The following is a 26,663-nucleotide window of genomic DNA, read 5'->3' as shown; positions in this document are numbered from 1 at the left end:
CAATCCAGAAACTCAACGAATATTGAGTCAATGAATACTGAGCTATCTGTTGAGCGGCGTGCCGCCGTGCACGCCGCTCTCGGCGATCCCGCCCGCGTTGCCATCGTCGACGCTCTCGCGGCCGGGGATGCGGCACCGGGTGAACTCGCCGGCCAGCTTGGCGTCGGGTCCAATCTGCTGGCTCATCACCTGAAGGTCCTGGAAGGTGCCGGCCTTGTCCGGCGCACCCGGTCGGAAGGGGATCGCCGGCGCACGTATGTCACGCTCGTCGCCGAAGCCCTGGCGGGTATCCCCGTCGGCACCCCACTGCACGCTCCGCGGATTCTCTTCGTCTGTTCGCGTAACTCGGCCCGCTCGCAGATCGCCGCCGCGCTCTGGTGCAGGCGCAGCACCATCCCGGTGGCGTCCGCAGGGACCCGGCCGGCGCGCGAGGTCCATCCCGCTGCCCTGGCCGCGATTCGCCGGCACGGGCTGTCCTTGCCCGCAGCGCGTACCCACCACGTCGCCGAGGTTACCGGCCGGGATGACCTGGTGATCGCCGTATGCGACCAGGCACACGAGGAGATGGGTGAGCTGCGACGCCTGCACTGGTCGATCCCGGATCCTGTCCGCGCCGGGACCGACCAAGCCTTCGACGACGCGTTCGGCCGGCTCAGCCGGCGGATATCCCGGCTCGCAGCGATACTGACCGCGGCGACGACGAGCACGCCCATCCTCGAAGAGTCTGGAGAAGTCGATGACGCCGAACCCGTCCGATGACAAGCCGGTGATCGAGCTGGATCATGCCCTTGATGTGGCCGCTGGCCGGCTGGCCGACGAGTTCCACGGCGTCCTTGCCGAAGAAACCATACGCAGCTTCCTCGACGCGAGCTTCGACCACTTCTCCGAAGACGCGCGCATTCCCGACTACCTCCCCCTGGTCGCTGAACGGTTCGCCCGGCAACGGCTGAAGGCCCTCCTCAGGGTCGAGGGCCAGCACGACGACGGAGTCCCGGTCGTGTTGTTCCTGTGTGTGCACAACGCGGGCCGGTCCCAGATGGCGATGGGCTTCTTCGAGCATCTGGCCGGCGGGCGAGCGGCGGCGTGGTCCGGGGGCTCGGAGCCCGGCACGGAGGTGAACCCGGCCGCGGTCGAGGCGATGGCAGAGCGCGGCATCGACATCTCCCGGGAGTTTCCCAAGCCCTGGACCGACGAGATCGTCCGCGCCGCCGACGTCGTGATCACCATGGGTTGCGGGGACTCCTGCCCGGTCTTCCCCGGCAAGCGCTACGAGGACTGGACCCTCGAGGATCCAGCCGGACAAGGCATCGCGGCCGTGCGGCCCATCCGCGACGAGATAGAGCGCCGCGTCCGGGCGCTCCTGGACAGCCTGAACATCACGGCCGGACCGCTGTCGGGCAGCGTCGGCTGAGCGAATACCTCGATGGGCTCCGCCGGAGGGCGGCACGCCAGGACTCGCGCTCCCCGACGTACCCGCGGTGGCGCGCCGTTCAGCCGACCCGGCCGCTGATGTAGTCCTCTGTACGGGAGTCGCCCGGATTGGTGAAGATCTTGCTCGTGTCGTCGTACTCGATCAGCTCGCCCCACCGGCTCTTCTCGTCCGCGGTCAGCTCAACCATGAGAAAGGCCGTCATGTCCGAGACGCGAGCGGCCTGCTGCATATTGTGCGTGACGATGACGATGGAGTAGCGCTCCTTGAGCTCGAGCATCAGGTCCTCGATCCGCGCCGTGGAAATCGGGTCCAAAGCTGAGCACGGTTCGTCCATCAGGATCACGTCCGGCTCGACGGCGATGCACCGTGCGATGCAGAGCCGTTGCTGCTGGCCCCCGGACATACCGTAAGCGTTGTCGTCCAGCCGGTCCTTGACCTCGTCCCACAGCCCGGCCCGGCGCAGCGCTTCCTCGACGATGTCATCCATGTCGCCCTTGATGCCCGTTGTCCGTGGGCCGAAGGCGACGTTGTCGTAAATCGACTTGGGGAACGGGTTCGGCTTTTGGAAGACCATGCCGATCACCTTGCGGACCTGCACGGGATCCACCTTGGGTCCGTAGATGTCCGCGCCGTGGTACAGCAGCGAGCCCTCGACCTTGGCGCTAGGCACCAGGTCGTTCATCCGGTTGAGCGAGCGCAGCAGCGTGCTCTTGCCGCATCCGGACGGGCCGATGAGAGCCGTGATGTTCTTGTGGAAGATGTCCATGCTCACGTCATGGACGGCTCGATTACCGCCATACGACACCGAGACATTCCTGAGCTCGAACGTCTTCTCGCGGTGTTCGGCCGGCCCACGTTGCCGGAACTCCTCCGGACGCACCGAGATGTCGGTCTGATCATACACGCCGGAAGCCTCCTTGATGTCGTCGCCAGCACTGCGCGGTGGCGTACGCGTGATCTCCTGGGTCAGGTTGTTGGTCACCGTGCCACCTACCACTTCTGCTCGAATCGATTGCGGAGCCAGACAGCGAACGAGTTCATGACCAGCACCAATGCCAGCATGATCAGGACACCCGCCGCGGCTAGAACCTGGAACTCCTCCTGCGGCCGACGAGCCCAATCGAAAATCTGGGTGGGCAACGTGGTGAAGCCGGGGCCGAAGAAGCTGGGGTCGGACGTCACGAACGTGACGGCGCCGACGAGCAGCAGCGGTGCCGCCTCGCCGATGGCCCGCGCGACAGCGAGGATCACGCCCGTGAGTATCCCGGACATCGCGGCCGGCAGTACCTGCCGGTAGATGGTCTGCCACTGGGTGGCGCCGAGGGCAAGTGATCCCTCCCGAATGGACGGCGGGACCGCGCGGATCGCCTCTCGCGCCGCGATGATCACTGTCGGCAGGACGAGCAGCGCGATCGTGACGGCTCCCGCTGCCGGAACGGCCCCGAGGCTCAGCGGTGAGCGCACAATGAAGGCCAGGCCGAGAATGCCGAAGACGATCGAGGGGACGCCGGCCAGGTTCTGGATGTTCAGCTCGATCAGCCGGTTCCACCAGCGCGTCTTGTCGGCGAACTCCTCAAGGTAGACGGCGGCGCCCACGCCCAGCGGGACGATCAGCGCGATCACGCCTCCGATCACGTAGATCGATCCCAGAATCGCTGGCCGGTAACCCGCGGTCTCCGGGGCCAGTGTCGAGGGACCATTGGTGATCAGGTCCATGCTCAAGCGCGGCGACCCTTCGATGATGGCCCAGATGATCATCGCGGCCAGGCCGGTGATCGCCATCGCCATTCCCAGGAGAAGGAACGCCAAAAAGAATCGGTTGCCCAGCCGGTCTCCGCGGCCGCGAGCCCCGAAGACACTCTCCGTCGAGGACCTGGCACCTGCGACGGCCAATCGGGTCCGGGCGGTGCGTGGCGGCTTCTCGTCAGTGGCCATCTATTCGTACACCTCACGGAAGCGACGGACCAGGCGGACCGCGAAGAGGTTCATCACCAGGGTCATGACGAACAACAGGGCACCCACGGCGAAGATCGTGTAGTACGCGATGGTGCCGAAGGAGATCTCCCCCGTGGCGGTCTGCCCGATGAAGGCGGTCATGGTCTGGGCGGATTTGGTGGGGTCGAAGGTGATCTGCGGCCGGGCGCCCGCCGCCATCAACACCACCATGGTCTCTCCGATGGCGCGTGATACGGCGAGGACTATCGCGGCGACGATGCCCGAGATGGCGGCGGGAAAGACCACCCGCGCCGAGACCCGCAGCTTGCTCGCACCGAGTGCGTAGGCACCCTCACGCAGGCCACGCGGGACTGACCGCATGGCATCGTCGGAGATCGACGCGACCAGGGGAACGATCAGGAGCCCTACGGCCACTCCCGCTACGCCGATGGCGTGCGGTCCGGTCCAGTCCAAGAAGGGGAAGACGTCTTCGAGAAACGGCCGCAGGAACATCAGCGCGAACAGGCCGATGGCGACGGTGGGGATGCCCTCAAGCACCTCCAGCATCGGCTTGATGGTCTTACGGACCCGGTTCGGCGCGTACTCGCTGAGGTAGATCGCGGAAAGCAAGCCGAGGGGTATCGAGACCACCAACGCCCAGAAGACGATGTTGAGCGTTCCCGTCACGATCGGGATGACGCCGAAGTGGGCGTCGGCGAACGCCGGCGCCCACGTGGTGCCGAAGAGGAACTCGTGAATCGGCACCTCACGAAAGAAGTCAGCCGCGCCGGACAGCAGGGAGAGAACGATACCCGTCGTGACCAGGACAGAGAGTCCGGCACACGCGGCAAGGATGACCTTGACCGTCTTTTCGCCGTAGCGCGGGCTGGGAGCCTCCAGCGAACGGCGCGGGGAGTTTCCCGCGCCGCCGCCGGAGACCGTGATGCCAGCTGTGGTCATGGTGGGCGTGACCTACTGCCTTCTCGCCAGGTAGCCGGGGTTCACGGTTTTCAGCCGCCGACCAGAGCGTCGACCTGCGCCTGCGCCTCACTCGCCTGCTCATCGGTCATCCCGATGAAGCCCGCGGCTTCGGCGATCGGCTCTGCGTTGCTGATGAAGAAGTTGATGAAGGCCAGCACCTCCGGCTTCTCCAACGCGGCGTCGGACGGGTAGACGAACAGCCCCCGGCCGAGCGGGCTGTAGGAGCCGTCCTGAACCGTCTCGTAGGACGGGGCTACGCAGCCGTCGCCGCCATCGATTTCCAGAGCCTTCACCCGGTCCTGGTTCTCCATGTAGTAGGAGAAGCCGACGTAGAACATGCCACCGGTGGAGCCTTCGACGCCGATGATCCCGGTGTTGTCGTCCTCGCCGATGTTGTTGTAGTCGGTGCGCTGGGCGCCGCTTTCACCGTTGATCGCCTCGGTGAAGTAGTCGAACGTTCCGGAGTCGGTGCCGGGGCCGTACAGGTCGAGCGGCGCATCGAGGTCGATACCGTCGATCTCGTTCCAGTTGGAGGCGCTGGAGTCCGGGCCCCAGATCGCCTGAAGCTGCTCGACCGTGATGCACTGCAGCGGGTTTTCCGGGTTGACGAGCACGGTCAGCGCGTCGTTGGCCACGGTGAGGCCTTCGAACGCGATGCCGTTGCTCTCGCAGATCGCTGCTTCCTCATCCTTGATCGGACGGGATGCCTCGGAGATGTCGGTCTCGCCGTTGCAGAACTTCTCGAATCCACCGCCGGTACCGGATGTTCCCACGGTGACCTGGACGCCAGGCGTCTCCATCATGAAGAGTTCGGCCGCGGCCTCACCCAGCGGCGCAACAGTGCTGGAGCCGTCTACCACGACCGATCCGGACAGCTCATCGCCGTTGTCGGCCGGCTCGTCCTCGGAATCGTCGTCCGCAGGCTGTTCCTCGCTGGAGGAGTCCTCAGAGGAGGTGTTGGTGTCGTCGCTGGCATCGTCGCTTCCACAAGCGACCAGGACGAGCGCCGCAGCGCTGGCAACCGCAAGGGGCGCCAGTCGCCGGCGAGCAGTGCTGATCTTCACGTCGGATCCTTCCGGATGTGGTCAGTCTTTATGTCGTCACCGACGCTAAAGACCCGAAGTGACGCCGTTCCCCGCTGAGGGTGAACGAGGCATGAACGTCACCGGTGCGCTGGAGGACGTTTGCCCGGCTAATCGGCGACGTTCAGGTAAACATCCCGCGTGTGAGGTCGCGAACCGGTTAAGACCGCCAGGTCAGGGACGTCTCGACCGGATCACGGAGGGCCTTCCGGGCTGGTCCGGAGAGAGCGTTGACCGGCCTGCGGCACGCGTTTGCGCAGGCAAGCTTCTCCCCGTAACGTGTCAGCGCATGATGACATCAGTAGAGACTGATATACATTTCGATCAGCAGGTCGCCTGGTTACGCGCGCTGGCCGACCCGGTGCGGCTGAAGATCGTACACCTCCTGGCGGCAGAGGCCCTGTGCACCTGTCACTTGGTGGACGAGACGGGCGCCCGCCAGACCAACGTCTCGAACCACCTCCGCTTTCTACGCGACGCCGGCCTGGTGGAGAGCGAGCCACACGGCCGGTACACGTACCACCGGCTGCGACCCGAGGCGATGAACCGGCTGGCGCAGGTGGTCAACCAGCTCGCTGACGCCACCCACGTCGTCCAGAGCCAGAATGTGCGGAGGCCGTGTCCGTGAACGACAGTTCCGCCACGGCCGCACCACGGCAGCCGTCGCCGGACACATCGCCGGAGGCCCCCGAGGCGGCTGTGCTGCACCGGCTCTCCGCGCTGGACCGCCTTCTTCCGGTGTGGATCGCAGCGGCCATGGTCGCCGGCTTACTTCTCGGCAATCTCATCCCCGGCTTGGACGACGCTCTCGACGCCGTGGCCATCGGCTCGGTCAGCCTGCCCATCGCCGTCGGGCTGCTCGTCATGATGTATCCGGTCCTGGCGAAGGTGCGCTACGACGAGGCCGGCCAGGTGACCGCTGACCGGCGTCTCCTCATCACATCCGTCGCCCTCAACTGGATCGCCGGCCCCGCGGTGATGTTCACCCTCGCTTGGGTCTTCCTCGCCGACCTGCCCGAGTACCGGACCGGCCTGATCATCGTCGGGCTGGCCAGGTGCATCGCCATGGTGCTGATCTGGAACGACCTCGCCTGTGGCGACCGGGAAGCGGCCGCCGTCCTCGTGGCGGTCAACTCGGTGTTCCAGATCCTCGCGTTCTCCGCACTGGCCTGGTTCTATCTGCAGATCCTGCCGCGGTGGCTCGGCCTGGAGACCACCTCTGCCGGCTTCTCGGTCTGGACCGTCGCTGTCAGCGTCCTGGTCTTTCTCGGCGTCCCCCTGCTGGCCGGCTACGCGAGCCGGACGCTGGGTGAGCGAGCCAGAGGGCGCGAGTGGTACGAAGCCCGCTTCCTCCCCCGGGCCGGTCCGTGGGCGCTGTACGGACTCCTGTTCACCATCGTCGTGCTGTTCGCCCTGCAAGGAGAGACCGTCACCAGTCGGCCCGCCGATGTCGCCCGGATCGCGGTACCGCTTCTGGTGTACTTCGTCGTGATGTTCGCCGGGTCGTTCGCCCTCGGATACCGGCTCGGACTCGGCTACCCGAAGACCACCACCCTGGCGTTCACCGCCGCGGGAAACAACTTCGAGCTGGCCATCGCGGTGTCGATCGCCGTCTTCGGCGTCACCAGCGGTCAGGCGCTGGCCGGCGTCGTCGGCCCCCTGATCGAGGTTCCCGTGCTCGTCGCCCTGGTGTACGCCGCACTGGCCGCCCGCCGCCGGCTCTACCCCCGCGAGTTTGCCACCTGATCGTCGATTCGTCGTCCGAACGACGTCGAGCACCATGATCAGATGCGAACAACCGCCCTCTGGCACAAGGTGTGTCACCTGATCTGATCTCAGTATGCGGACGCAAATGATCAGGTGACCGACCCACATCTACGGGTAGAGTTCAGTCATCTGATCAGACCCGCTCCCGCAGAAAGGGGCGATGGAACAGCCGATGGTGACCACCGACAGACCACGCACCACCGGACGTACCGCGGCGATCATCGGAGCTGGTCCGGCCGGGCTCTATCTGCTGGCCAATCTGCTCGAGTCAGACGCGTTCCGGCGGGTCGACGTGTTCGAGGCGGTGCCCGCGCCGTTCGGCCTGGTCCGCTACGGCGTGGCGCCGGACCATCCGAAGACCCGCACCATCACCAGGGTCCTCGCGGCGGGGTTCGAGTACACCGACGCCCATTACTTCGGCAACGTGATGGTGGGCCGCGACGTCATGCTCGACGAGCTGCGCCATCACTACGACGTCGTCGTGTTCTCCACCGGCATGCGCGGTGATCGAACGCTCGGCATCCCCGGCGAAGACCTACCCGGATCGATCGGCGCGTCGGAGCTCGTGGCTTGGTACACGGGCCACCCGGACGCACCCAAGGTCAGCTTGCCCGACCCGCTGCGATCGGCCGTGGTCATCGGCGCCGGCAACGTGGCTCTGGACGTCGCCCGGATACTCGCCCGGGATCCCGCGAGTCTTCGCGGCACGAGCATGCCGCGCCCCGTCGTCGACGCTCTGGCCGCCAGCACGCTCACCGACGTGCACCTGGTGGCACGGCGGGGGCCGGCTCAGGCCAAGTTCACCTCACCGGAGTTGCGGGAGCTCGGCAAACTCGACGCCGTGGACGTCGTCGTCGATTCCGGCGATCTCGTTCTCGACGACGCCGACCAGGCAGAGGTCGAAAGCCGGCGGCAGGCCGCCACCACGGTGAAGGTACTCCACGAGTGGTCCGAGAGGTCCCCGAGCGGAGCTCCGCGACGAATCCATCTGCATTTCTGGCGACGCCCGCTCCGAGTCCACGGCGATGCCGCCGTCACGGGTGTGGACCTCGAACCCACCCGGGACACGGCAAAGCCACTCCAGCTGAGCGCGGAGTTGCTGATCCGCGCCATCGGGTACCGCGGGCGGCCCGTCGAGGGCCTTCCGTTCGACGACGAGCGGGGAATCGTCCCCTCGGTCGAAGGCCGCGTGGTGGACGACGGCCAGCAGCTACGTGGGGTCTACGTGACCGGCTGGCTGCGGCGGGGTCCCACCGGGGTGATCGGCACGAACCGGCCGGATGCCGGTGAGGTGGCGGCGTCGATCCTTGGCGACCTTGCCCACCTTCCTCGCGCGGCAGGAGAGCCCGAAGAGCTGGAGGCCTCGCTCGCCGGGCGAGAAATGCACCGGCTCAGCTGGGAAGACTGGCACCGGCTGGAGAGTTACGAGGCCGAACTCGGCAGGCCCCACGGCGGCGATCCCATCGTCGTCGACGATCTCGAGACGGTGCTCCGGGTGGTTGAGCGCGCCGCCAGGTGACACCCCGCAGCTACACTCGCTGCTCCGTGAACGCGAACGCGACTCGGACTCGCTTGGTCAGGCGGCGCGGCGCAGCGGCAACCGGTGTACCTGCCGCGATGGGCTCACGGCGCTGTCGGTGTCGGTGCCATCGCCGTTCTGATCGCCGCCGTTCTGGTTGCCGCCTTGGTCGCCCCACGCGTCGCCGTTCTCGTCGCCGGTCTCGTCGGTGCCGCTGTCGTCGCCGCCGCTCTCATCGCCGCCGGATTCGTCACCCGACTCGTCGCCGCCATTCTCATCGCCCGACTCGTCGCCGCCATTCTCATCGCCCGACTCGTCGCCGCCATTCTCATCGCCCGACTCGTCGCCGCCATTCTCATCGCCCGACTCGTCGCCGCCATTCTCATCGCCCGACTCGTCGCCGCCATTCTCGTCACCCGACTCGTCGCCGCCATTCTCGCCGCCGGACTGATTACCGCCGGACTGATCTCCCCCCCACTGATCGCCACCGGTGTCACTGCGCGGCGGGCTCGCCTGAGTGAACCCGTTCACGTTGGCGCGCTCCGGGAACTCCTCCACTGGCAGGCCCTCGTGTGCAGCGTTCATGAAGGCGGTCCAGGTACGGGCCGGATACCCACCACCCGCGAAGTTCTCCATGCCGCCCACGCCGGTGAGCGCCTCGGTGCCGGCCTCGGCGCCTTCGCCGCGGAAGTACGCGACCGACGTGGCAAGCTGCGGGGTGTACCCGGCGAACCACGAGGTCAGATCCTGGTGCGTGCCGGTCTTCGCGGCAGCGGGCCGGTCGAACCCGTGCTCCCGGACGGTGCGGCCGGTGCCTCGCCAGCTGTCGACCACCTGGGTGAGCGCATAGGTGACGTCGGCCATCACATCAGGCTCGAAGACCCTCCTGGCCTCCACCTCTCGCTCGTAACGGACCTCACCCGACGCGTGGACCACCTCCGACACGGTGTAGGCATCGGTGTGCACACCCTGAGCCGCCAGCGTGCCGTACGCCTCCGCCATGTCCAGCGCCGACACCGATGCGATCCCCAGCGTGACCCGGGGGTTCGCCTCCAGCCCCGGGCTATCCTCCGGGATTCCCGCGCGCACCATGGCGTCCATCACGGTCTGGGAGTTCACGTTGCGAGTCAGGTCGACGAACGCCGTGTTGATCGACCGCTCGGTCGATTGCAACAGGTCGACGCTCCACCCGTAGGAAACGTTGCCCTGGTTGTTGACCGGCGGACCCAGCCCCTCCGCCTCGAACGGTGAGTTCCCGGCGAACCGGCTGTTGAGGGAGAAGCCCTCTTCCAGACCCGCGGCGAGCGTGAACGGCTTGACCGTCGAGCCGGGCTGAACACGCGCGTCCACGGCGTCGTTGAAGCTCTGCTCCACCGCGTCCGGCCCTCCGTACAACGCGACGACACCTCCGTCGCCGGGACGTAGGGCGGCCAGGCCGATGTGGACGCGCTCGGCGTTTTCGGTGGGCCGCTCCTCGTCCACGGCGCGAACCGCCGCTTCCTGCGCCTGCTCGTTGAACGATGTCACGACTCGCAGCCCGCCGGTCTCGATCTCGGATTCCTCGAAGCCGAGGGCACGCAACTCGTCGCGGACCATCATCATGAGGTAGCCGTTGGGGCCGCCGTACCGGTTCTGCCGCTGCTCGGCGAGGACTTCCGGCGGGTCGGTCTCATCGGCCGTCTGCTGGTCGATGGCACCGGTGGTCACCATGCCGTCGAGCACATAACGGAAGCGCTGCTCGAACCGCTCGGCGTTGGCGTCGCCGGCGGTCGGGTCGTATCGCGCGGGTGATCGGAGAATGGCGGCGAGGGCGGCGCTTTGGGCGAGGTCGAGGTCGCTCGCATTCACGTCGAAGTACGCCTGTGACGCCGTCTGCACACCGTAGGCGCCCCGCCCGAACCAGATCGTGTTCAGGTAGTTGGTGATGATCTGGTCCTTGTCGATGTCTTGATCGATCTTGACCGCGATCACGATCTCCTGGAGCTTGCGGCTCCAGGTCTGGTCCTGGGTGAGGTAGTAGTTCTTCACATACTGCTGGGTGATGGTCGACCCGCCGCCGCCCGCTCCCGTGCCCCGGATCTGGTCGATAGCCGCGCGCGTGATGCCGCTGACGGAGAAACCGGGGTTCTCGTAGAACGACCTGTCTTCGGCGGCCACGACCGCGAGCTTCAGGCTCTCCGGGATGGCTTCGGAGTCGAGCACCTCGCGGTTCTCCGCGCTGAACCGGCCGAGCTCGGTCTCACCGTCGTCGTAATAGACGATGGTGGCCTCGGAGGTGGAGAAGTCGTTGGGCTCGGGCACGTCGATCGTGGCGAAGGCGAACACCACGGCACCGACCCCGAGGAGGATCAGCCCGAGGAAGTAGAGGAGGAACGCCTTCCAGCCGACGAACCGCCGCCAGCCTCGGCGTTTCTGGGTCGTTCGGTATCTCGGCCCCCTCTTCGGGCCGGTCTCGGTTATCGGCTGATCATCCATGCTCGTTCGATCGTATGCGCGTTGTCACCGACGTCAGCGTTCTATCGGCGAATAGTGGTCAGACTCACCCCAGCCCAACGATAGAGAACACCCGGGAGTTCCGCCGCCTACTTCCGGCCGCGCGGCGCGGCCTCCACCACGGCGTCCTCGTCGCTGGCGAACCACCTGGCGATCACGCGGTCGGCCCGCACCCGGCCGGGCCCGAGGAGCGCCATCGCCACGCAAGCACCAGCGAGGACCGCGACGAGCTCGTATCCCCCCTCGGTGACGAAGGGTCCCTGCTCGGCATGGACCAGGACGAGCGCGCCGATCATGGTGCCGGCCAGGGCAAGCGCCACCAGTCTGGTGAACACGCCCAAGCCGAGCAGCCCGCCGCCGACGAGCTCGAGGACGGCCACCGCCGGAGCGGCGATCTCGGGAAACGGCACGTCCCACTCCATGAACCGCTCGGTGGTGCCGTCGATAGTCCAGTCGTAGAACTTCTGCCAGCCGTGCGCGACGAACACCACCGCGAGGACCAGCCGGAGCAAGAGGCAGGCCGCGTCGTTGAGCGCACGCGAGGGATTCATGATCACATTTCACTACGCCCGACCCCGTATCACCGGGTTACGACACACCCCCCTCCACGCCCCCGACCTAACCCCTGGCATGGTTTGTGGTCCCACAAATGGGATATTTCGGGCATCACAGCGACCACAACCCATGCCAGGGGTTAGGTCGGGGCGGTCCAATCCTGGCGGCGGAGCTCGTAGCAGGCCAGCGCCGCGGCGGTGGCGACGTTGAGCGAGCCGACTTTGCCGACCTGAGGGATGTACGCGACCTCGTCGCAGACGCTCAGTACGGCCGCGGACAGCCCATGGTCCTCCGCCCCGATGGCTACGCAGACATCCTGCTCGGCCAGGGCCATCTCGTGTAGCGGACGTGCGGTGTCGGTCAGCTCCAGGCCCACCACTCGATACCCGTCCGCCTTCGCCTGGCCGACGGCCTCGGCGGCCTCGGCGAACACCTGCGTGTCCAGGTACCGGTCGGTTCCCATGGCCAGCTTCTGCGCCTTCGCGTCGCGCGGCGACGCCGTACGCCCCGCCAGGTAGAACTGCGACACGCCGAAAACCGCGGCGCTGCGGACCATGGCACCGACGTTGAACGGCGACTGCACACCGTCCAGCAGCAGGGCGACGCGCAGCGCGCTCCGGCGCTTCCACGTCCTGTTCAGCCGCTTCAGTTCGGTACCTCGTAGCTGCGGCACTCGGGCTACTCCTTCGATGGCGCGTCGGCTCGGATCTCCAGAAGACGGTATCCCCGCTCCGACAGCAGCCGGGTGGTGGGAAAGCCTTGTGCCGACAGCCAGCGCGTCAGGGAGTCGGCGCCCAGGTGCTTATGGACGACGAGCACCGCGGCAGCGCCGGGAAGGAGCCGTGGCAACCAGGTCAGCAGGAGCTGGTGCAGCGCGGCCTTACCGACCCGGATGGGGGGATTCGAGTAGATCGCCGCGAACCGGACGTCCCGGGGCACGTCGTCGGGAACGCTGGCGACGACGTTCCCGCGGCCGGCCGCCGCGGCGTTGTCCCGCACCAGCTCGAGCGCACGCTGATTGACATCGACGGCCCAGACCCGCGCACGTTTGCGGCGGCTGGCGAAGGTCAGCGCGATAGGTCCGTAACCGCAGCCCAGATCGAGGATGTCACCCCGGACCCGCGGCACCGGGGCGTGCTCGAGCAGCACTTTGGTCCCCGCGTCGAGCCTGCCGTGCGAGAAGACGCCGGCGTCGGACGTGAGCTCGAGCTCGAGGTCGGACAGCTTGATCTGGACGGCCTGGATCCTGCTGGCGGCCTGCGGCGTCGCAGAGAAGTAGTGCTCACCCTGCCCGGCCACTTTCCGCCCTCACCTTCGTCGTCACGTGTGCGCTGCTCATGTTACGCGCCCGACGGCGCGGCGACGGTTCTCGATGAATTCCGGGCACTCGCCTGGTCTGTAGAGATATGGCGACGGTGAAGCGGACATCACAGAACGGCGAGAGCGTGACTGACACCGAAGACGCGACCCCCATCGTCACGCCGGCTCCCCTGTCGGACCGACGACGCTGGCTCGCTCTGGCGGTGCTGTGCACCGCCTTCTTCATGGGCGTCCTCGACTCGACCAGCGTGTACTCCGCGTTACCGTCGATCGCCGGCGACCTGGACTTCTCCGCCGCCGGGGTCCAGTGGGTGATCACCGCCTACGGCGTCACGGTCGGTGGCCTGTTGCTCCTCGGCGGCCGGGTGGCCGATCTCATGGGGCGGCGCAAGGTGTTCATGGCGGCGGTGACACTGTTCGCGGCGGCATCGCTGGTGTGTGGGGCCGCCTGGTCCGGTGAGGTGCTCATCGCCGGTCGCGCCGCGCAGGGTATCGGCGCGGCCTTCATGACCCCCGCCGGACTGTCGATTCTCATGACCCTGTTCCCCGACGGCCCGGAGCGCAACAAGGCTCTCGGTATCTGGGGCGGCCTCGGTGGCGTCGGCGCCACCGCGGGACTCCTTCTCGGTGGCGTACTCACCGATTGGCTGGGGTGGGCCTGGACCTTCTTCATCAACGTCCCGGTCTGTGTCGCGGTACTCGGCGCGAGCCTTGTGTTGCTCCCCGAAAGCCGCCGGACCGGAAGCCGGAACTTCGACCTGGCTGGCGCCGTCACCATCACCACGGCTCTCGTCCTGCTTCTGTTCTCGCTGTTCACGATCGCCGACGTCGGCTGGCGCGCCAGCAACGCCATCGGCTACGTCGTGATCGCGATCGTGTTGCTTGTGCTTTTCGTCGCGATCGAGCGTCGCTCCGCGGCACCCCTGATCCCGCCGCGTGTTCTTCGTTCCGGAGCGCTGGTGGCCGGCAACGGCGTCGTCTTCGTATCCGGTATCGCGGTCGACGGGCTTCTCATCGTCGTCACGATGTACGCCCAGGACGTCCTCGGCTACTCCGCTGTGGAGTTCGGCCTCACGATGGCCGTGATGACGGTGCTGTCGGTGGTGGGCGTCCTCGTCGGCCAGCATGTCGTGACCAGAATCGGGTTCGGGCCGGTGGCTGTCGGCGGCATGGTTCTGATCGGCGTCGGCTGCCTGCTGCTGACCCGGATCTCCGCCGCCGGCGGGTTCGACGATCTGCTGCTCGGCCTGCTCGTGTTCGGGCCGGGCATGGGCGCGGCGTTCGTCGCAGCCCAGATCGCGGCGCTGAGCGGTGTGGCTCCCCAGGACTCGGGGCTGGCGTCGGGGATCGAGGAGACGTCGTTCGCCATCGGATCGACCTTCGGCGTAGCGCTGGTGTCTGCTTTCGCCGTGTCGCGCACCGAACGTCTTCTCGATGCCGGCGCCGACGCCATGCATGCTCGAGTCGAAGGATTCCAGTTCGCGATCGGCATGACGGCCGGTGTGGCCTTGCTTGGCGTGCTCGCGGCGCTCACGCTCCTGCGACGGCCGTCCGGCGTGCGCCGGGCGTGAACGCCGCCACGCTGACTTCGCCGCTCACCCTGACCGGACCGGCCGCGTAAGGCACCGCGAGCGTCATGCCACGTTCCACGTCCCGTGTCCAGTCCTCGCCGGCCAGCGTTCCCCTGCCGCCAAGGACCACCATCGTCGAGTAGCCGGCGGCGAGAGTGCCGCCGTCCCGGAGCAACAGGGCGAAGAATCCGTCCGCCGCGTCGGGCATCAGGCTCGAGCGTCCGGCACCGGATGACCGTTCGAGGACGCCGCGCACGACGAGTTCATCGACTACGTCCGCTCCGAGCGGTGCCACGTCAACGCAGTCCAGCGCGACGTCGGGCGTGGCGCCGCCGAACGCCTGCTCCGGATCAGCCAGGAACGGCTGCCATTCGAGAAGTATGGAAAGGTCCGCGGCCTGCTGCACCTCAGTCAGGAAGATGCCCTGCCCGATCGCGTGCGGTGTCCCGGCGGGAACGAGCACCACATCACCCGCCCGGACGGTCACGGCGTTCATCGCGGCGAGCATCGCGGTCACATCCTGGCGTTCCACCAGATCAGCCAGGCGATCGACCGGCATCTCCTGCCGCCACCCCAGATAGACCAGCGCGTCCGCGGGAGCCTCCATGATCACCCAGGCTTCCGTCTTGCCCTGAGCGGCGCCGAGCCGGGAGCGGGCGAAGGTATCGTCCGGGTGCACGTGAACCGGCAGCCGCTGTCCCGCATCGAGGAACTTCACCAGCGGCACCAGCAACGACGGCCGTGGCAGCTGGGACGACCACTCGGCGGCGTCGGGGCCGAGCCACTGCTCGGGCGCGGCGTCGACGGCCTCTCGCAGATAACCGCCTTCCGGAAGCTCGGTCAGCCCGGTGCTCCGCTCGCCGAAACGGCTCACCGTCGAGGCGATCCAGTCCTCCGGCCGATCTCGAGGGACGACGCCGAACCGGTCACTCCGGAAGTCCGCGATCCGTCCGGCGCCGCGATAGAACGTCGGCGGAAGGTTGGGGCCGAGGAGCAGAGGATGCACGAGAACCTCCATCAGATCCGGGTTTCGGGACTCGGGCAGCCGTCCAGCGCCGGGCGTGGTCAGCGCTCTTCTTCGCCGCGGGCGCCGGACCAGTCGACGTGATAGGTGCCGGGCCGATCCACCCGGCGGTACGTGTGCGCGCCGAACAGGTCTCGTTGCCCCTGGATCAGGGCAGCCGGCAGCCTGGGCGCCCGCAGTGCGTCGTAATAGGCGAGAGCACTGCTGAAGCCGGGGGCCGGGATGCCCATCTGAGCCGCGGCGGCCACAACCCGGCGCCATCCCGCCTGCCCGTTGGCGACCGCTTCCCGGAAGTACTCGTCGACCAGTAACGACGGCAGGTCGGGATTGCGCTCGTAGGCTTCCCGGATCCGATCCAGGAAGCGTGCCCGGATGATACAGCCGCCACGCCAGATGGTGGCCATGTCGCCCAGGGCGATGTTCCAGTCGTGCTCGTCACTCGCGGCGCGGATGGTGTCGAAGCCCTGAGCGTATGCCACCAGCTTGGAGGCGTAGAGGGCATCCCGGACGTCGTCGATGAACCGCTGCCGGTCCGGCACGGCCGGCGGTTCCGAAGGCCCAGGCAACGCCTCACGCGCGGCTGCGCGGCGGGCGGCGTCACTGGACAGACCCCGGGCGAAGACCGCCTCGGCCATGCCGCTCACGGGTATACCGAGCTCCAGCGCCGATATCACCGTCCACCGGCCGGTGCCCTTCTGACCGGCCTGGTCGAGGACGACGTCGACGAAGGGCCTGCCCGTGCTGTCGTCGATGTGCGCCAGGACCTCGGCGGTGATCTCGACCAGGAACGACTCGAGGTCTCCACTGTTCCAGCGTTCGAAGACCTTCCCGACCTCGGCGGGCTCCATACCGAGCCCTTGGCGAAGCAGGTCGTAGGCCTCGGCGATGAGCTGCATGTCCGCGTATTCGATGCCGTTGTGCAGCATCTTCACGAAATGACCGGCGCCGTCCGGGCCGACGTGCGTGCAGCACGGCTCGTCGTCGACCTGAGCCGCGATCTTGGTGAGCATCGGCTCGAGCGCGGCATAGGACTCGGCCGTGCCACCGGGCATGATGCTGGGCCCGAGCAGCGCGCCCTCCTCGCCTCCGGAGACTCCGGCCCCGACGAAATGGATGCCGTCCTCGCGCAACTGTTCCTCGCGCCGGCGGGTGTCCTGGAAATGCGCGTTCCCGGCATCGACGATGATGTCGCCGGACTCTAGCAATGGGCGCAGCTGGTCGATCACCGCGTCCGTGGGTCCACCGGCCTGCACCATGACGATGACCCGCCGCGGACGTTCCAGAGACTGGACCAGATCGTCGAGGCTTGCAGCCGGGATGAACTGGCCCTCATGGCCGAAGTCGCGCACTAGCGCGTCGGTGCGCTCCTGGCTGCGGTTGTGAACCGCCACCCGGAAGCCGCTCCGGGCAAGGTTGCGGGCCAGATTGCGACCCATGGTGGCCAAGCCGGTCACCGCGATCTCGGCCAGTTGGTCGTCAGCCATTCCTGCTCCTCAGCTCGAGCCCCTGGACGATGCTCTCAGCGATCTGCTCCGGTTCGTCGGCGATGTCGACGACCAGACCGTCCTCGTCGTCCCCGAGGTCTTCGAGGGTCTCGTACTGGGAGTCCAGGAGGGATGACGGCATGAAGTGCCCGCGACGGAAGCCTATCCGTTCCCCGACCAGGTCACGGTCTCCGGCCAGGTGGGCGAACCGGACCGTACCGTTGGCGTCGCGCAGCACGTCGCGGTACGCGCGACGCAGTGCCGAGCAGGTGACGATGGAGCTGCGCCCGTCGGCGGCCTGCGCGGACATCCACTCCGCCACCGCCCGAAGCCACGGCCAGCGATCCTCGTCCTCGAGGGGCGTGCCGGCCGCCATCTTCTCCACGTTGGCCTCCGGGTGGAAGTCGTCCCCCTCCGCGTACGGCCATGCCAGCCGCTTGGCGAGGAGTTTCGCGACGGTCGTCTTGCCGGATCCGGCGACTCCCATGACGACGATGTGCTGGGGCGTGCCTCTCACCGGTCTGGCCTCCCAAGAGCATGAGCGAGGAGCTGCGCTGCCGCGCAAACGTCCTCAAAACTAGCATCCCGCCGGGATACTCCGATGCCTCGCCGACCGGGTTTTCCCCGGTCCTGCCAACCACGACGGGTCCGTGCGAGCCATGTCGGTCCCGCCGTGCAGAATGTCCACTCGGCGTCCTGCACGGATCGCGAATCAGCAAAGCAGAGATCGGGTTGGGGTTGTGACCGTTTCCACGCAAGCCACGGTGTACCAGAAGATCGCCGAAGAACTCGGCGTGCGCGAGAGCCAGGTTCGAGCAGCCGTCGGCCTGCTCGACGAAGGCGCCACGGTGCCGTTCATCGCGCGGTACCGCAAGGAAGCCACCGGGACGCTGGACGACGCGCAGCTCCGGACCCTCGAGGAACGCTTGCGCTACCTTCGTGAGCTCGATGAACGTCGCGTGGCGATCCTCGAGTCCATCCGCGATCAGGGCAAGCTCACCGAGGAGCTCGAGGGGCAGATCATGGCCGCCGAGACGAAGGCGCGCCTGGAGGACATCTATCTTCCGTACAAGCCCAAGCGGCGGACCAAGGCGCAGATCGCCCGGGAGGCGGGCCTGGAGCCGCTTGCTCTGGGACTGCTCAGGGATCCGGGCCAGGATCCTGAGGCCGCGGCGCAGCCGTTCGTCAACGACGCCGTGCCGGACGCCTCCGCGGCACTCGACGGCGCCCGGTCCATCCTGGTGGAGATGTACGCCGAGGACGCCGACCTCATCGGCGAGCTGCGTGAGCGCCTGTGGTCGCGTGGCCGTCTGGTCTCGAAGGTGCGGCCCGGCGCCGAAGCGACCGGCGCGAAGTTCAGCGACTATTTCGACTTCTCCGAGCCCCTGGCGGCCGTCCCGTCACACCGGGCGCTGGCCATGTTCCGAGGCGAGAAGGAAGAGATCCTCGACCTCACCGTGGATCCGGCTCCCGACGAGGAGGAGCCGGCAGCCGGTCCCACGGACTACGAAATCGCTATCGCCGCCAAGTTCGGAATCGTCAACCGGGGTCGCCCGGCAGACCGCTGGCTGGCGGACACCGTGCGGTGGGCGTGGCGCACTCGCATCGTGGTCAACCTGTCCCTGGACGTGCGCATGCGGGTGCGTCAGTCCGCGGAGGAAGACGCCATTCAGGTCTTCGCGGGGAACCTCCGCGACTTGTTGCTCGCGGCGCCGGCCGGGAGCCGTCCCACCATGGGTCTGGACCCGGCGTACCGCACCGGCGTCAAGGTGGCCGTGGTAGATGCCACGGGCAAGGTCGTCGCCACCGCGGCCGTGTATCCGCACAAGCCGCAAGGACAGTGGGACGAGGCGCTGGCAGTGCTCGCGAAGCTGGTCCGGGAGCACAGCGTAGAGCTGATCGCCATCGGCAACGGCACGGCATCCCGCGAAACCGACCAGCTCGCGGCGGAGTTGGTTAAGCTGATGCCGGATCGCTCGCTGACCAAGATCATGGTCTCTGAGGCGGGCGCGTCGGTGTATTCGGCGTCGCCGTTCGCCTCGCGGGAGCTGCCGGATCTGGACGTCTCGATCCGTGGCGCCGTATCTATCGCGCGGCGGCTGCAAGACCCACTGGCCGAGCTGGTGAAGATTGAGCCCAAATCCATTGGTGTCGGCCAGTACCAGCATGACCTCGCCGAGACGGCGCTCTCCCGTTCGCTGGACGCGGTAGTTGAGGACTGCGTCAACGCCGTGGGAGTGGACCTCAACACCGCGTCGTCACCATTGCTCTCCCGCGTCTCCGGGATCAGTACCGGGCTGGCGGAGAACATCGTCGCGCATCGGGAGAGCAACGGACCGTTCCGCGCGAGGACCGCACTGAAGTCGGTGCCTCGCCTCGGATCCAAGGCATTCGAGCAGTGTGCTGGCTTCCTGCGCATCCGCGGCGGTGACGAGCCGCTGGATGCGTCCAGCGTGCATCCGGAGTCCTACCCGCTGGCCCGCCGCATCGCGAAGGCAGCCGGGGGTGACGTCAAGTCCCTGCTCGGCAACGGCAATGCCCTGCGCGGGCTGAAGCCGTCGCAGTTCGTGGACGGTTCCGTGGGGTTGCCCACCATCACCGATGTCCTGAAAGAGCTAGAGAAACCGGGCCGGGATCCTCGGCCTTCGTTCAAGACTGCCACGTTCACGGACGGCATCGAGAAGGTCGAGGACCTGGCACCGGGGATGCGACTCGAGGGCGTGGTCACCAACGTCGCAGCCTTCGGCGCATTCGTCGACGTGGGTGTCCACCAGGACGGGTTGGTCCACATCTCGGCGATGTCGCGTGAGTATGTGACGGATCCGCGCGAAGTGGTCAAGCCCGGCGACGTCGTGACGGTGAAGGTGCTCGACGTCGATGTGCCTCGCAAGCGGATATCCCTGACGCTGCGGCTCGACGACGAGGTGCCGTCCACCGAAGCGCCCGGCCGCTCGCCCGGAGGAAAGGGTGACTCCCGGCCGGGTACATCGGCTGGGAAGAACCGCGGGCGCGGCCGTCCACAGCCGAAGCCCGCGCAGGGCGGACCGGCCGCACCGCAGGGCGCCATCGCCGACGCACTACGCCGAGCCGGCTACCACAACACCGGCGACTGACGCGCGCACGTTCCACACCGGGAAATGCGCCCTGGCGGCGGCCCTCTGAATCTCCACGGCGGCGGGCCGAACGATGTGACCGATCCCGCCGCCGTCGTGCCTTTTGTCTTACCTCACACGTGTCGACGTTCCCGCTTCTGCACAGAATTTCGAGCCTTCTTCGTCCGGTGGTCCGTACCGAAACGCCAATGCCGCACCGCAGGTCAAACAGGGCGCGTTTACAAACACCTCAACCCGGGTACCAGCCTCAGCATGCCGGACAGTAATCATGGCCATGAGCAGGGCTCCAGCCAGTCCTCCCGTCCACGGTTCTTCATCTCGATCATGGTCATCCTTGGCGCCTTCCTCGCCCTGATGATGATCATCTTGTTTGTCGCAGACTAGGTTGACAACGCTCCGGGCCCATGTTTCGCTAAGTACCAGAACGACGTGGTTAAGCAGCAGCCACATCGGCTCGATCTTTGAGTAGGTGTTGGCCTTGTCCACTCAGATAACTGCTTCCAGAAATTCCACACACCACGGCCGCAATGATGCAGATCGCGCCAGTGTGACTCAGCGGTTGCTGGAAGAAGCGAGCAGGGCGACCGACCCAGCCGAACGAAGGCACCTGGAAGACCAGGTCATCCTGTTGAACTCCAAGCTCGCGGAGTCCATCGCGCGAAAGTATGCGCGCCGCGCCGAAGAGCACGCGGACATCACGCAGGTCGCATACGTCGGCCTGGTCAATGCGGTCCGGCGCTTCTCACCCGAGAAGGGCATCGACTTCATCTCGTTCGCCATGCCCACCATCACGGGTGAGATCAAGCGCTTCTTCCGTGATCAGGGCTGGACCATTCGCCCGCCGAGGCGCATCCAGGATCTCCACCGGCAGCTGACGGCCGCCACTTCTGAGATGTCCCAGACTTTGGGGCGAACGCCCACTGCGGATGAACTCGCCGACCAGCTCGACGAGGACGTCAGCGACGTCAACGAAGCACTGGCCTGCCGCAGCTGCTACACACCGGTATCCATCGATGCGCCGACGCGTACGGAGGAAGCCAGCTCGCTGGCTGACTTGCTCGGCGACGAAGACCGGAACTACGACCGGTCCGAAGCCACCACAGCGCTGAAGCCTCTCTGCCGCGACCTTCCGGAACGCGACAAGCGCATCCTCTTCCTGCGATTCTTCCGCGGTTGGACACAGCAAGAGATCGCGCAGGAGCTCGGCGTCACGCAGATGCAGGTTTCGCGGCTGCTGGCGCGCATTCTGGGGCACTTGCGAAGCCAGCTCGGCTCACTTGAAGCCGACGGCCCAGTCAGTGAGGATCAAGAAGGTTCCGGTTCTGCACGAGCTGTTCCGCGGCCGCGCGCAGCGTGATATTGGACCGTTCGGCGTGCTGCCGGAGAAGGTCGAACGCCTGACGCGCGCTCAGCCCGTAACGCTCCATGAGGAGGCCTTGCGCCTGGCCGATCAGATTTCTCGTTTCGATGGCCAGGCGCAAGCCCGCCTCCTCCTGAGCGGTGTCGATGGCGACGGCCGCGTGGCTGGCCAGGAGACGTGCTCGTTCGGCGTCCCGCTCGGCCAGCGCGTCGGCGTGCGAGGAATACAGGTTCAACGTGCCGATGGTGCGGTCCTTGGTATAGACGCAGGCGCTCAGCACGCTGGTGATGCCGAGGTCCGCGACAATCGGACCCCACCGTGGCCAGCGCAGATCAGTGCCGGTGTCGCGCACCAGGTAACAACGGTGCGCCCGGCCGGCGCTCAGCCCGGGTCCTTCGTCCAAGCTTTCTTGAATCTGATCAGCCATCTCTACCGCTTCGTCTGTCGCGGCCGCGGGCCCGAGATGCTGCTCGGCGTCGTACAGGAGCAGGCCGCTCCCTTCCGCGTCAGTGAGTTCTGTCGCGATGTCCACGACGCGCTGAAGGGTTTCCTCGAGCGTGTGCTCCTCCGCGAGAAGCCGAGCGGCGTCAGCCAGATCATGCGCGTCCTGCGAACTCACCATGGCCTCCCACATGGGCGACCTCGCCCTGTCGTGCACTAGTCGAACGCCACCCCATTCATGACCATGGTGGCCCCGCACGGCACCGCGCGAAACCAGGATGACGCACTCTTTACAAACGGAAGCTGGACCGTGTGCGCGCGGTCTACCTGGGTAAACGGTTGCTTAACACGCTGCCGTCAACCAATCGGAGTACGGAATGATCCAGCAGCAATCGAACAGCATCACCAGCACGGTCTCCGTGATCTGCTCCCGGCCCGGGCCTTTCCTGAGCGTATATATCGATGTCAGTCGCGATGTGGACGAGGCCGAGCACCGGATCGGCGTGCGCTGGCGGTCCGCCCGCGAAGAACTGCATCGCGCTGGAGCGCCCGCATCTCTCCTCGACCTGGTGGGTGAGCGGGTGCTAGACCCGAGCGGTGCCGGTGGACGCGTAGCTCGGATGGTTGTGGCCGCCGACGACGAGATCCTGCTCGACGAGGTCACACTCAGGCCGCGTGCGCAGGAAGCCCTGACCTGGGGTCCGCTTCCGGACGTCACCGGCTGGCTCAGCGACCGCAGCACGACGATGCCCGTACTGGTCGTACTCGCCGACCGAGAAGGTGCCGATTTCGAGCTGTATGACGCCTGGCCCGAACCGCCCGTCGTGACCGACAGCTTCCACGGCGACGATCTGCACGTGAAGAAGGTGGCTGTCGGCGGCTGGGCGCACAAGCAGTACCAGCGGCGCTCGGAATGGACCTGGCGGCGCAACGCCGAGGAGGTCGCCGCCGAGATCGATCGCCACGTCGACGACGGAGTGCCTCTGGTAGTGGTGGCGGGAGACCTGCGCGCGCAGGGGGAGATCCGTCATGCCGTGTCCGAGAAGGCGCGCGAGATCCTCGTTGAGCTCGAAACCGGCGGACGGGCGGCCGGTTCATCCCGGGATGCACTGGACCAGGCGATCGACCACGCGGTCGGGGACGTCGTCGTCACCGATCGGTTACGCACGCTGAATGAGCTCGAGGAGCAGGCCGGCCGGGGCGGTGCCGCCGCCGTCGGGCTCAGGGAGGTGCTCGGCAAGCTCACGCTCGGGCAGGTTCGCACGGTTCTCCTGTCTCCGGACGAGGCCTCCACACAGATCGTCGCCACGCGTGACTACCCCGGGCTTCCCCTGCCGACGGAGGCGCAGAACTCCGACGAGCTTCGCGCCGACCTCGCCGTCGTGTGCGCGGCCGCGGCCACCGACGCCGAGGTGGCAATCGTCCCGCGAGCCAAGTCCGGGGACGGAGTGTCCGCCGTCCTCCGGTGGGACGACCAGCGAAGCGGCTCCGCGGTCACCGGCGAGCTTGAGTGACGAACTCCTGGCGCGGCTCGTGCAACTCACCGGTCGCGGCGATCTGCCGGGGGAACACGCCGTCGAGCATCCAGTCCGCGAGGACGCGCGCCTTCCGGCTTGCCGTGGGCAGTTGCGTGACGTGGTACAGACGGTGCAGTGCCCACGCCGGCCATCCCTTGAGGCGGAGGCCGTAGACCTCGGCCACGCCTTGGTGATGGCCGAGCGTGGCCACCGCGCCCGCACTCCGATGGGCATAATCACGGGGCTGCTGACCGCGAATCATCGACCGGATGTTGTCCCCGAGAAGCTTGCCCTGGCGCACGGCGTGCTGCGCGGCGGGCGGGCAAGTGGCGCCTTCCTCGCCGGCTGTCAGATCCGGCACCGCCGCGCAGTCGCCCGCTGCGCATACGCCAGGCACGCCGCGCACCTGGAGATTCGGCGCGCACAATGCTCGGCCGAGCTGGTCATGGGGCAGCTCGGCGTCGGCCACCATCGGGTTGGCCACGACGCCGGTGGTCCAGACAACGGTCCCGGCGCCGAAGGACGACCCATCGGACAGGACGACCTGCCCGCCTTCCATCGACTCGACGGTGGTTCCCATCCGCACCTCGATGCCGCGCTCGCGCAGAATCCCGGCCGTGTAGTCGGCAAGGGACGTGCCCACCTCGGGCATGATGCGGTCGACGGCCTCCACCAGGATCCACCGCATCTGCGATGGATCGATCGAGGGGTAGTAGCGGCGCGCGGCGAAGCGAGTCATGTCCTCCAGCTCCCCCAACGCCTCGATACCGGCGTATCCGCCACCGACGAACACGAAGGTCAGCAGGGCGGCGCGGAGTTCCGGGTCGAGGGTCGAAGCGGCCTGGTCCAGCCGCGAGAGCACATGATTGCGTAGGTAGACTGCCTCACCCAAAGTGGTGAAGCCGACCGCCTGCTCGGCCAGCCCAGGCACGGCGAAGGTCTTCGTCACCGAGCCCACTGTGAGGGCCAGCAGGTCGTAGCCCAGCTCCTCCGTGTGACCAGCGGACACGTCCACCCGCACCGAGCGGCGGGTGGTGTCGATGCTCGTCACGCTGGCGGTCAGCACGTGGCAGGCGTCCAGCACCTCCCGCAGCGGTGCCGCCAGCCGGCGCGGCTCAAGCGCACCCGCGGCCACCTCCGGGAGGAACGGCTGATACGTCATGTACGGCCGTGGATCGACGACCGTCACCGACGCTTCCCCCCGCCGCAAGGTGGATTGCAGCCGCAGCGCCGTGTAAAGCCCCGCGTAGCCGGCGCCTGCGATGAGTATCCGGGGTCCCGTACTGCCGTTGTCCATCATGTCCTCGCGCTACCCGGCCGCAGCACGCGCAAACGGCCTGTACCCCCGAGTACCTCGGACGTCGCTGGGTAATCCATGACAAGAACGAACGACGAGCTTTCTTTGGGGTTCCACCATGAGTGTTTGTGATGTGTGCGGCAACGATTACGACCGTGCATTCAGTCTGCGAGCGTCAGACGGCCGGGAGTACACGTTCGACAGCTTCGAGTGCGCCATCCACCGCTGCGCTCCGCAATGCGCGCACTGTGCCTGCCGGGTCATCGGCCACGGCATCGAGGCGCGCGGAATGGTCTACTGCTGCGCCCACTGCGCCCGGATCTCCGGCGTGGAAGGCGTGGCTGACAACGCCTCACATACGGCCTGACCGCTCTCCTTGAACGACATGGTCCGACCATGTCGCCAGCGCCCAGCAGGAGCCGCCGAGTCCCCGCGGCTCGTCGTTCCTGCGCTACACGTCCCGGATTCGGGTACAGAGCGGACAAACCAGACCGAAGGAGCGCGGAATGCCCAAGAACGTGTTCGTCCTGGGTCTCGATGACCTCAACGCCGCTACTCTGCACTCCCTCCCCGATGCCGACCAGTACCGGTTTCACCAGCTTCTGGCGCCGGACGAGCTTCTCACGGACGACATTCAACTGATGAAACTGCTCGCTTCCGCCGAGCGTCAGCTCTACGAGTTCGACGGGACGATCGACGCGATCATCGGGTACTGGGACTTCCCCGTTAGTTCCCTCGTCCCCCTGCTCTGCCATCGGTTCGGTACCACCGGACCCGATCTGGAGTCGGTGGTGAAATGCGAGCACAAGTACTGGAGCAGGCTGGAGCAGCAGCAGGTCATCGACGAGCTGCCACGCTTCGACATCGTCGACCCGCACGAGGTGACCGCGCCACCGCCCGGCTGGGACTATCCGTTCTGGATCAAGCCGATCAAGTCGGTCAGCTCGGCGTTCGCCTACAAGGTGCGCGACGACGCAGAGCTCACCACGGCGGTTCGCAAGATCCGCGAGAACATCGATTGGATGGGCGCGCCGTTTCAAGCCGTGCTCGACCATGTCGACGCCCCGCCCGGTATCGCCACGAGTGCGCGAGCCTGCCTGGTGGAGGAGGATGTCTCCGGCACGCAGGTCACCGTGGAGGGCTACGCCGCCCAGGGATCGGTCCACGTGTACGGCGTCGTCGAGTCGATCAACTACTCCGGCACCTCGAGCTTCCTGCGCTATCAGTACCCGGCATCGCTGCCCGAGCGGGTGTGCGACCGGCTCGCGGACATCAGCACCCGGGTGATCGAACAGATCGAACTGGACAACGTCACGTTCAATATCGAGTACTTCTGGGATCCGGACACCGACGCGATCAACCTCGTCGAGATCAACCCGCGGCACTCGCAGTCCCACGCCCGCCTGTTCCAGATGGTGGACGGATGGCCCAATCACCTTGTCGAGCTCAACGTGGCACTCGGCCACCCGTCGGTCCTGCCCAAGAGCGAAGGCGAGCACAAGGTAGCGGCCAAGTGGTTCCTGCGCCGTTTCGACGACGGCATGGTGCGCCGCGTCCCGACCGAGGATGCGATCACCGACCTGGGCCGCGAAGTCCCCGGAGCCACGGTGAACATCGTCGCGAAAGAGGGCTGTCGGCTCTCCGAACTCACCCATCAGGACAGTTACAGCTTCGAGCTCGCCGAGATCATCGTCGGAGGCGATAACGACGACGAGCTGAGCGACAAGTACGAGCGCTGCGTCGCGGCCCTGCCCTTCGACATCGAGCCGTGA

At 67.0% G+C, this 26,663-nt stretch carries 25 protein-coding genes; 11 read left to right on the top strand and 14 right to left on the bottom strand.

Annotated elements, in window-relative coordinates; translation table 11 throughout:
• Positions 1-30: 30 nt before the first annotated feature.
• Positions 31-759: an arsenate reductase/protein-tyrosine-phosphatase family protein gene (locus G1H11_RS11735; RefSeq protein ID WP_163818729.1), complete on the top strand. Its 729-nt coding sequence runs from the start codon at positions 31-33 to the stop codon at positions 757-759.
• On the top strand, positions 737-1,411 hold the full coding sequence (locus G1H11_RS11730; RefSeq protein WP_174257581.1) for an arsenate reductase/protein-tyrosine-phosphatase family protein: 675 nt from the start codon (positions 737-739) through the stop codon (positions 1,409-1,411). The genes G1H11_RS11735 and G1H11_RS11730 overlap by 23 nt, the downstream gene beginning before the upstream one ends.
• Positions 1,412-1,490: 79 nt before the next feature.
• Here G1H11_RS11730 and pstB read toward each other — a convergent pair whose 3' ends face one another.
• From pstB to G1H11_RS11710, 4 genes are all read right to left on the bottom strand, one after another.
• Entirely contained in the window at positions 1,491-2,312 is an 822-nt protein-coding gene (gene pstB, locus G1H11_RS11725) for a phosphate ABC transporter ATP-binding protein PstB (protein WP_343074852.1), read from the bottom strand.
• Positions 2,313-2,422: 110 nt separating this feature from the next.
• Positions 2,423-3,367 (bottom strand): phosphate ABC transporter permease PstA, encoded by a 945-nt coding sequence (pstA, locus tag G1H11_RS11720; protein WP_163818728.1) that lies wholly within the window; start codon positions 3,365-3,367, stop codon positions 2,423-2,425.
• Positions 3,368-4,327: a phosphate ABC transporter permease subunit PstC gene (pstC, locus tag G1H11_RS11715; protein WP_163818727.1), complete on the bottom strand. Its 960-nt coding sequence runs from the start codon at positions 4,325-4,327 to the stop codon at positions 3,368-3,370.
• A gap of 50 nt (positions 4,328-4,377) precedes the next feature.
• Complete coding sequence (locus G1H11_RS11710; protein ID WP_163818726.1) at positions 4,378-5,412, bottom strand: phosphate ABC transporter substrate-binding protein PstS family protein; 1,035 nt, start codon at positions 5,410-5,412, stop codon at positions 4,378-4,380.
• A gap of 307 nt (positions 5,413-5,719) precedes the next feature.
• Here G1H11_RS11710 and G1H11_RS11705 point away from each other — a divergent pair, with 307 nt between their 5' ends.
• From G1H11_RS11705 to G1H11_RS11695, 3 genes are all read left to right on the top strand, one after another.
• Complete coding sequence (locus tag G1H11_RS11705) at positions 5,720-6,058, top strand: ArsR/SmtB family transcription factor (protein ID WP_163818725.1); 339 nt, start codon at positions 5,720-5,722, stop codon at positions 6,056-6,058.
• Between the two features lie 71 nt (positions 6,059-6,129).
• The gene (arsB, locus tag G1H11_RS11700; RefSeq protein ID WP_343074851.1) at positions 6,130-7,176 is read left to right on the top strand and encodes an ACR3 family arsenite efflux transporter; all 1,047 of its coding nucleotides are present in this window, start codon (positions 6,130-6,132) and stop codon (positions 7,174-7,176) included.
• A 193-nt stretch (positions 7,177-7,369) separates the two neighbouring features.
• The gene (locus G1H11_RS11695; protein WP_163818724.1) at positions 7,370-8,716 is read left to right on the top strand and encodes an FAD-dependent oxidoreductase; all 1,347 of its coding nucleotides are present in this window, start codon (positions 7,370-7,372) and stop codon (positions 8,714-8,716) included.
• Between the two features lie 57 nt (positions 8,717-8,773).
• Here the strand turns inward: G1H11_RS11695 and G1H11_RS11690 are convergent, their stop codons facing one another.
• The 4 genes from G1H11_RS11690 to G1H11_RS11675 form a co-directional block, all read right to left on the bottom strand.
• Positions 8,774-11,191 carry a transglycosylase domain-containing protein gene (locus G1H11_RS11690; protein ID WP_163818723.1) on the bottom strand — a complete coding sequence of 806 codons (2,418 nt, stop codon included), beginning with the start codon at positions 11,189-11,191 and terminating at the stop codon, positions 8,774-8,776.
• A 107-nt stretch (positions 11,192-11,298) separates the two neighbouring features.
• Positions 11,299-11,760, bottom strand: coding sequence for a DoxX family protein (locus tag G1H11_RS11685; RefSeq protein WP_163818722.1), 462 nt, complete (start codon positions 11,758-11,760; stop codon positions 11,299-11,301).
• A 143-nt stretch (positions 11,761-11,903) separates the two neighbouring features.
• Entirely contained in the window at positions 11,904-12,437 is a 534-nt protein-coding gene (locus G1H11_RS11680; protein ID WP_163818721.1) for a TrmH family RNA methyltransferase, read from the bottom strand.
• A 5-nt stretch (positions 12,438-12,442) separates the two neighbouring features.
• Complete coding sequence (locus G1H11_RS11675) at positions 12,443-13,063, bottom strand: methyltransferase (RefSeq protein ID WP_163818720.1); 621 nt, start codon at positions 13,061-13,063, stop codon at positions 12,443-12,445.
• A gap of 146 nt (positions 13,064-13,209) precedes the next feature.
• Here G1H11_RS11675 and G1H11_RS11670 point away from each other — a divergent pair, with 146 nt between their 5' ends.
• Complete coding sequence (locus G1H11_RS11670) at positions 13,210-14,655, top strand: MFS transporter (RefSeq protein WP_163818719.1); 1,446 nt, start codon at positions 13,210-13,212, stop codon at positions 14,653-14,655.
• Here the strand turns inward: G1H11_RS11670 and G1H11_RS11665 are convergent.
• The 3 genes from G1H11_RS11665 to G1H11_RS11655 are packed head-to-tail and all read right to left on the bottom strand — an operon-like array spanning position 14,615 to position 17,650.
• The gene (locus G1H11_RS11665; protein ID WP_216843675.1) at positions 14,615-15,661 is read right to left on the bottom strand and encodes a class I mannose-6-phosphate isomerase; all 1,047 of its coding nucleotides are present in this window, start codon (positions 15,659-15,661) and stop codon (positions 14,615-14,617) included. The genes G1H11_RS11670 and G1H11_RS11665 overlap by 41 nt on opposite strands.
• A 59-nt stretch (positions 15,662-15,720) precedes the next feature.
• On the bottom strand, positions 15,721-17,163 hold the full coding sequence (gene gndA / locus G1H11_RS11660; RefSeq protein ID WP_163818717.1) for an NADP-dependent phosphogluconate dehydrogenase: 1,443 nt from the start codon (positions 17,161-17,163) through the stop codon (positions 15,721-15,723).
• Positions 17,156-17,650, bottom strand: coding sequence for a gluconokinase (locus G1H11_RS11655; RefSeq protein WP_163818835.1), 495 nt, complete (start codon positions 17,648-17,650; stop codon positions 17,156-17,158). The genes gndA and G1H11_RS11655 overlap by 8 nt, the downstream gene beginning before the upstream one ends.
• Before the next feature lie 193 nt (positions 17,651-17,843).
• Between G1H11_RS11655 and G1H11_RS11650 the strand changes: the two genes are divergently transcribed.
• On the top strand, positions 17,844-20,276 hold the full coding sequence (locus tag G1H11_RS11650; RefSeq protein ID WP_163818716.1) for a Tex family protein: 2,433 nt from the start codon (positions 17,844-17,846) through the stop codon (positions 20,274-20,276).
• A 108-nt stretch (positions 20,277-20,384) separates the two neighbouring features.
• Here G1H11_RS11650 and G1H11_RS11645 read toward each other — a convergent pair whose 3' ends face one another.
• Positions 20,385-20,762, bottom strand: a complete 378-nt coding sequence (locus G1H11_RS11645) for a hypothetical protein (protein ID WP_163818715.1) — start codon at positions 20,760-20,762, stop codon at positions 20,385-20,387.
• A gap of 61 nt (positions 20,763-20,823) precedes the next feature.
• On the opposite strand from G1H11_RS11645, the gene G1H11_RS11640 reads away from it, so the two are divergent.
• The gene (locus tag G1H11_RS11640) at positions 20,824-21,633 is read left to right on the top strand and encodes a SigB/SigF/SigG family RNA polymerase sigma factor (RefSeq protein ID WP_163818714.1); all 810 of its coding nucleotides are present in this window, start codon (positions 20,824-20,826) and stop codon (positions 21,631-21,633) included.
• Here the strand turns inward: G1H11_RS11640 and G1H11_RS11635 are convergent.
• Positions 21,572-22,258, bottom strand: coding sequence for a GAF and ANTAR domain-containing protein (locus G1H11_RS11635; RefSeq protein ID WP_163818713.1), 687 nt, complete (start codon positions 22,256-22,258; stop codon positions 21,572-21,574). The genes G1H11_RS11640 and G1H11_RS11635 overlap by 62 nt on opposite strands.
• Before the next feature lie 196 nt (positions 22,259-22,454).
• Here G1H11_RS11635 and G1H11_RS11630 point away from each other — a divergent pair, with 196 nt between their 5' ends.
• Positions 22,455-23,591 (top strand): baeRF2 domain-containing protein, encoded by a 1,137-nt coding sequence (locus G1H11_RS11630; RefSeq protein ID WP_163818712.1) that lies wholly within the window; start codon positions 22,455-22,457, stop codon positions 23,589-23,591.
• Here G1H11_RS11630 and G1H11_RS11625 read toward each other — a convergent pair.
• Entirely contained in the window at positions 23,572-24,894 is a 1,323-nt protein-coding gene (locus G1H11_RS11625; RefSeq protein WP_216843674.1) for an NAD(P)/FAD-dependent oxidoreductase, read from the bottom strand. The genes G1H11_RS11630 and G1H11_RS11625 overlap by 20 nt on opposite strands.
• A 115-nt stretch (positions 24,895-25,009) precedes the next feature.
• On the opposite strand from G1H11_RS11625, the gene G1H11_RS27025 reads away from it, so the two are divergent.
• Both G1H11_RS27025 and G1H11_RS11620 read left to right on the top strand, forming a co-directional pair.
• The gene (locus G1H11_RS27025; protein WP_343074846.1) at positions 25,010-25,258 is read left to right on the top strand and encodes a hypothetical protein; all 249 of its coding nucleotides are present in this window, start codon (positions 25,010-25,012) and stop codon (positions 25,256-25,258) included.
• A 139-nt stretch (positions 25,259-25,397) separates the two neighbouring features.
• Positions 25,398-26,663, top strand: coding sequence for an ATP-grasp domain-containing protein (locus G1H11_RS11620; protein WP_163818711.1), 1,266 nt, complete (start codon positions 25,398-25,400; stop codon positions 26,661-26,663).

Source organism: Phytoactinopolyspora alkaliphila (assembly GCF_010550695.1).
Taxonomy (GTDB): Bacteria; Actinomycetota; Actinomycetes; order Jiangellales; family Jiangellaceae; genus Phytoactinopolyspora; species Phytoactinopolyspora alkaliphila.
This window is presented reverse-complemented; position numbering and strand designations above follow the sequence as displayed.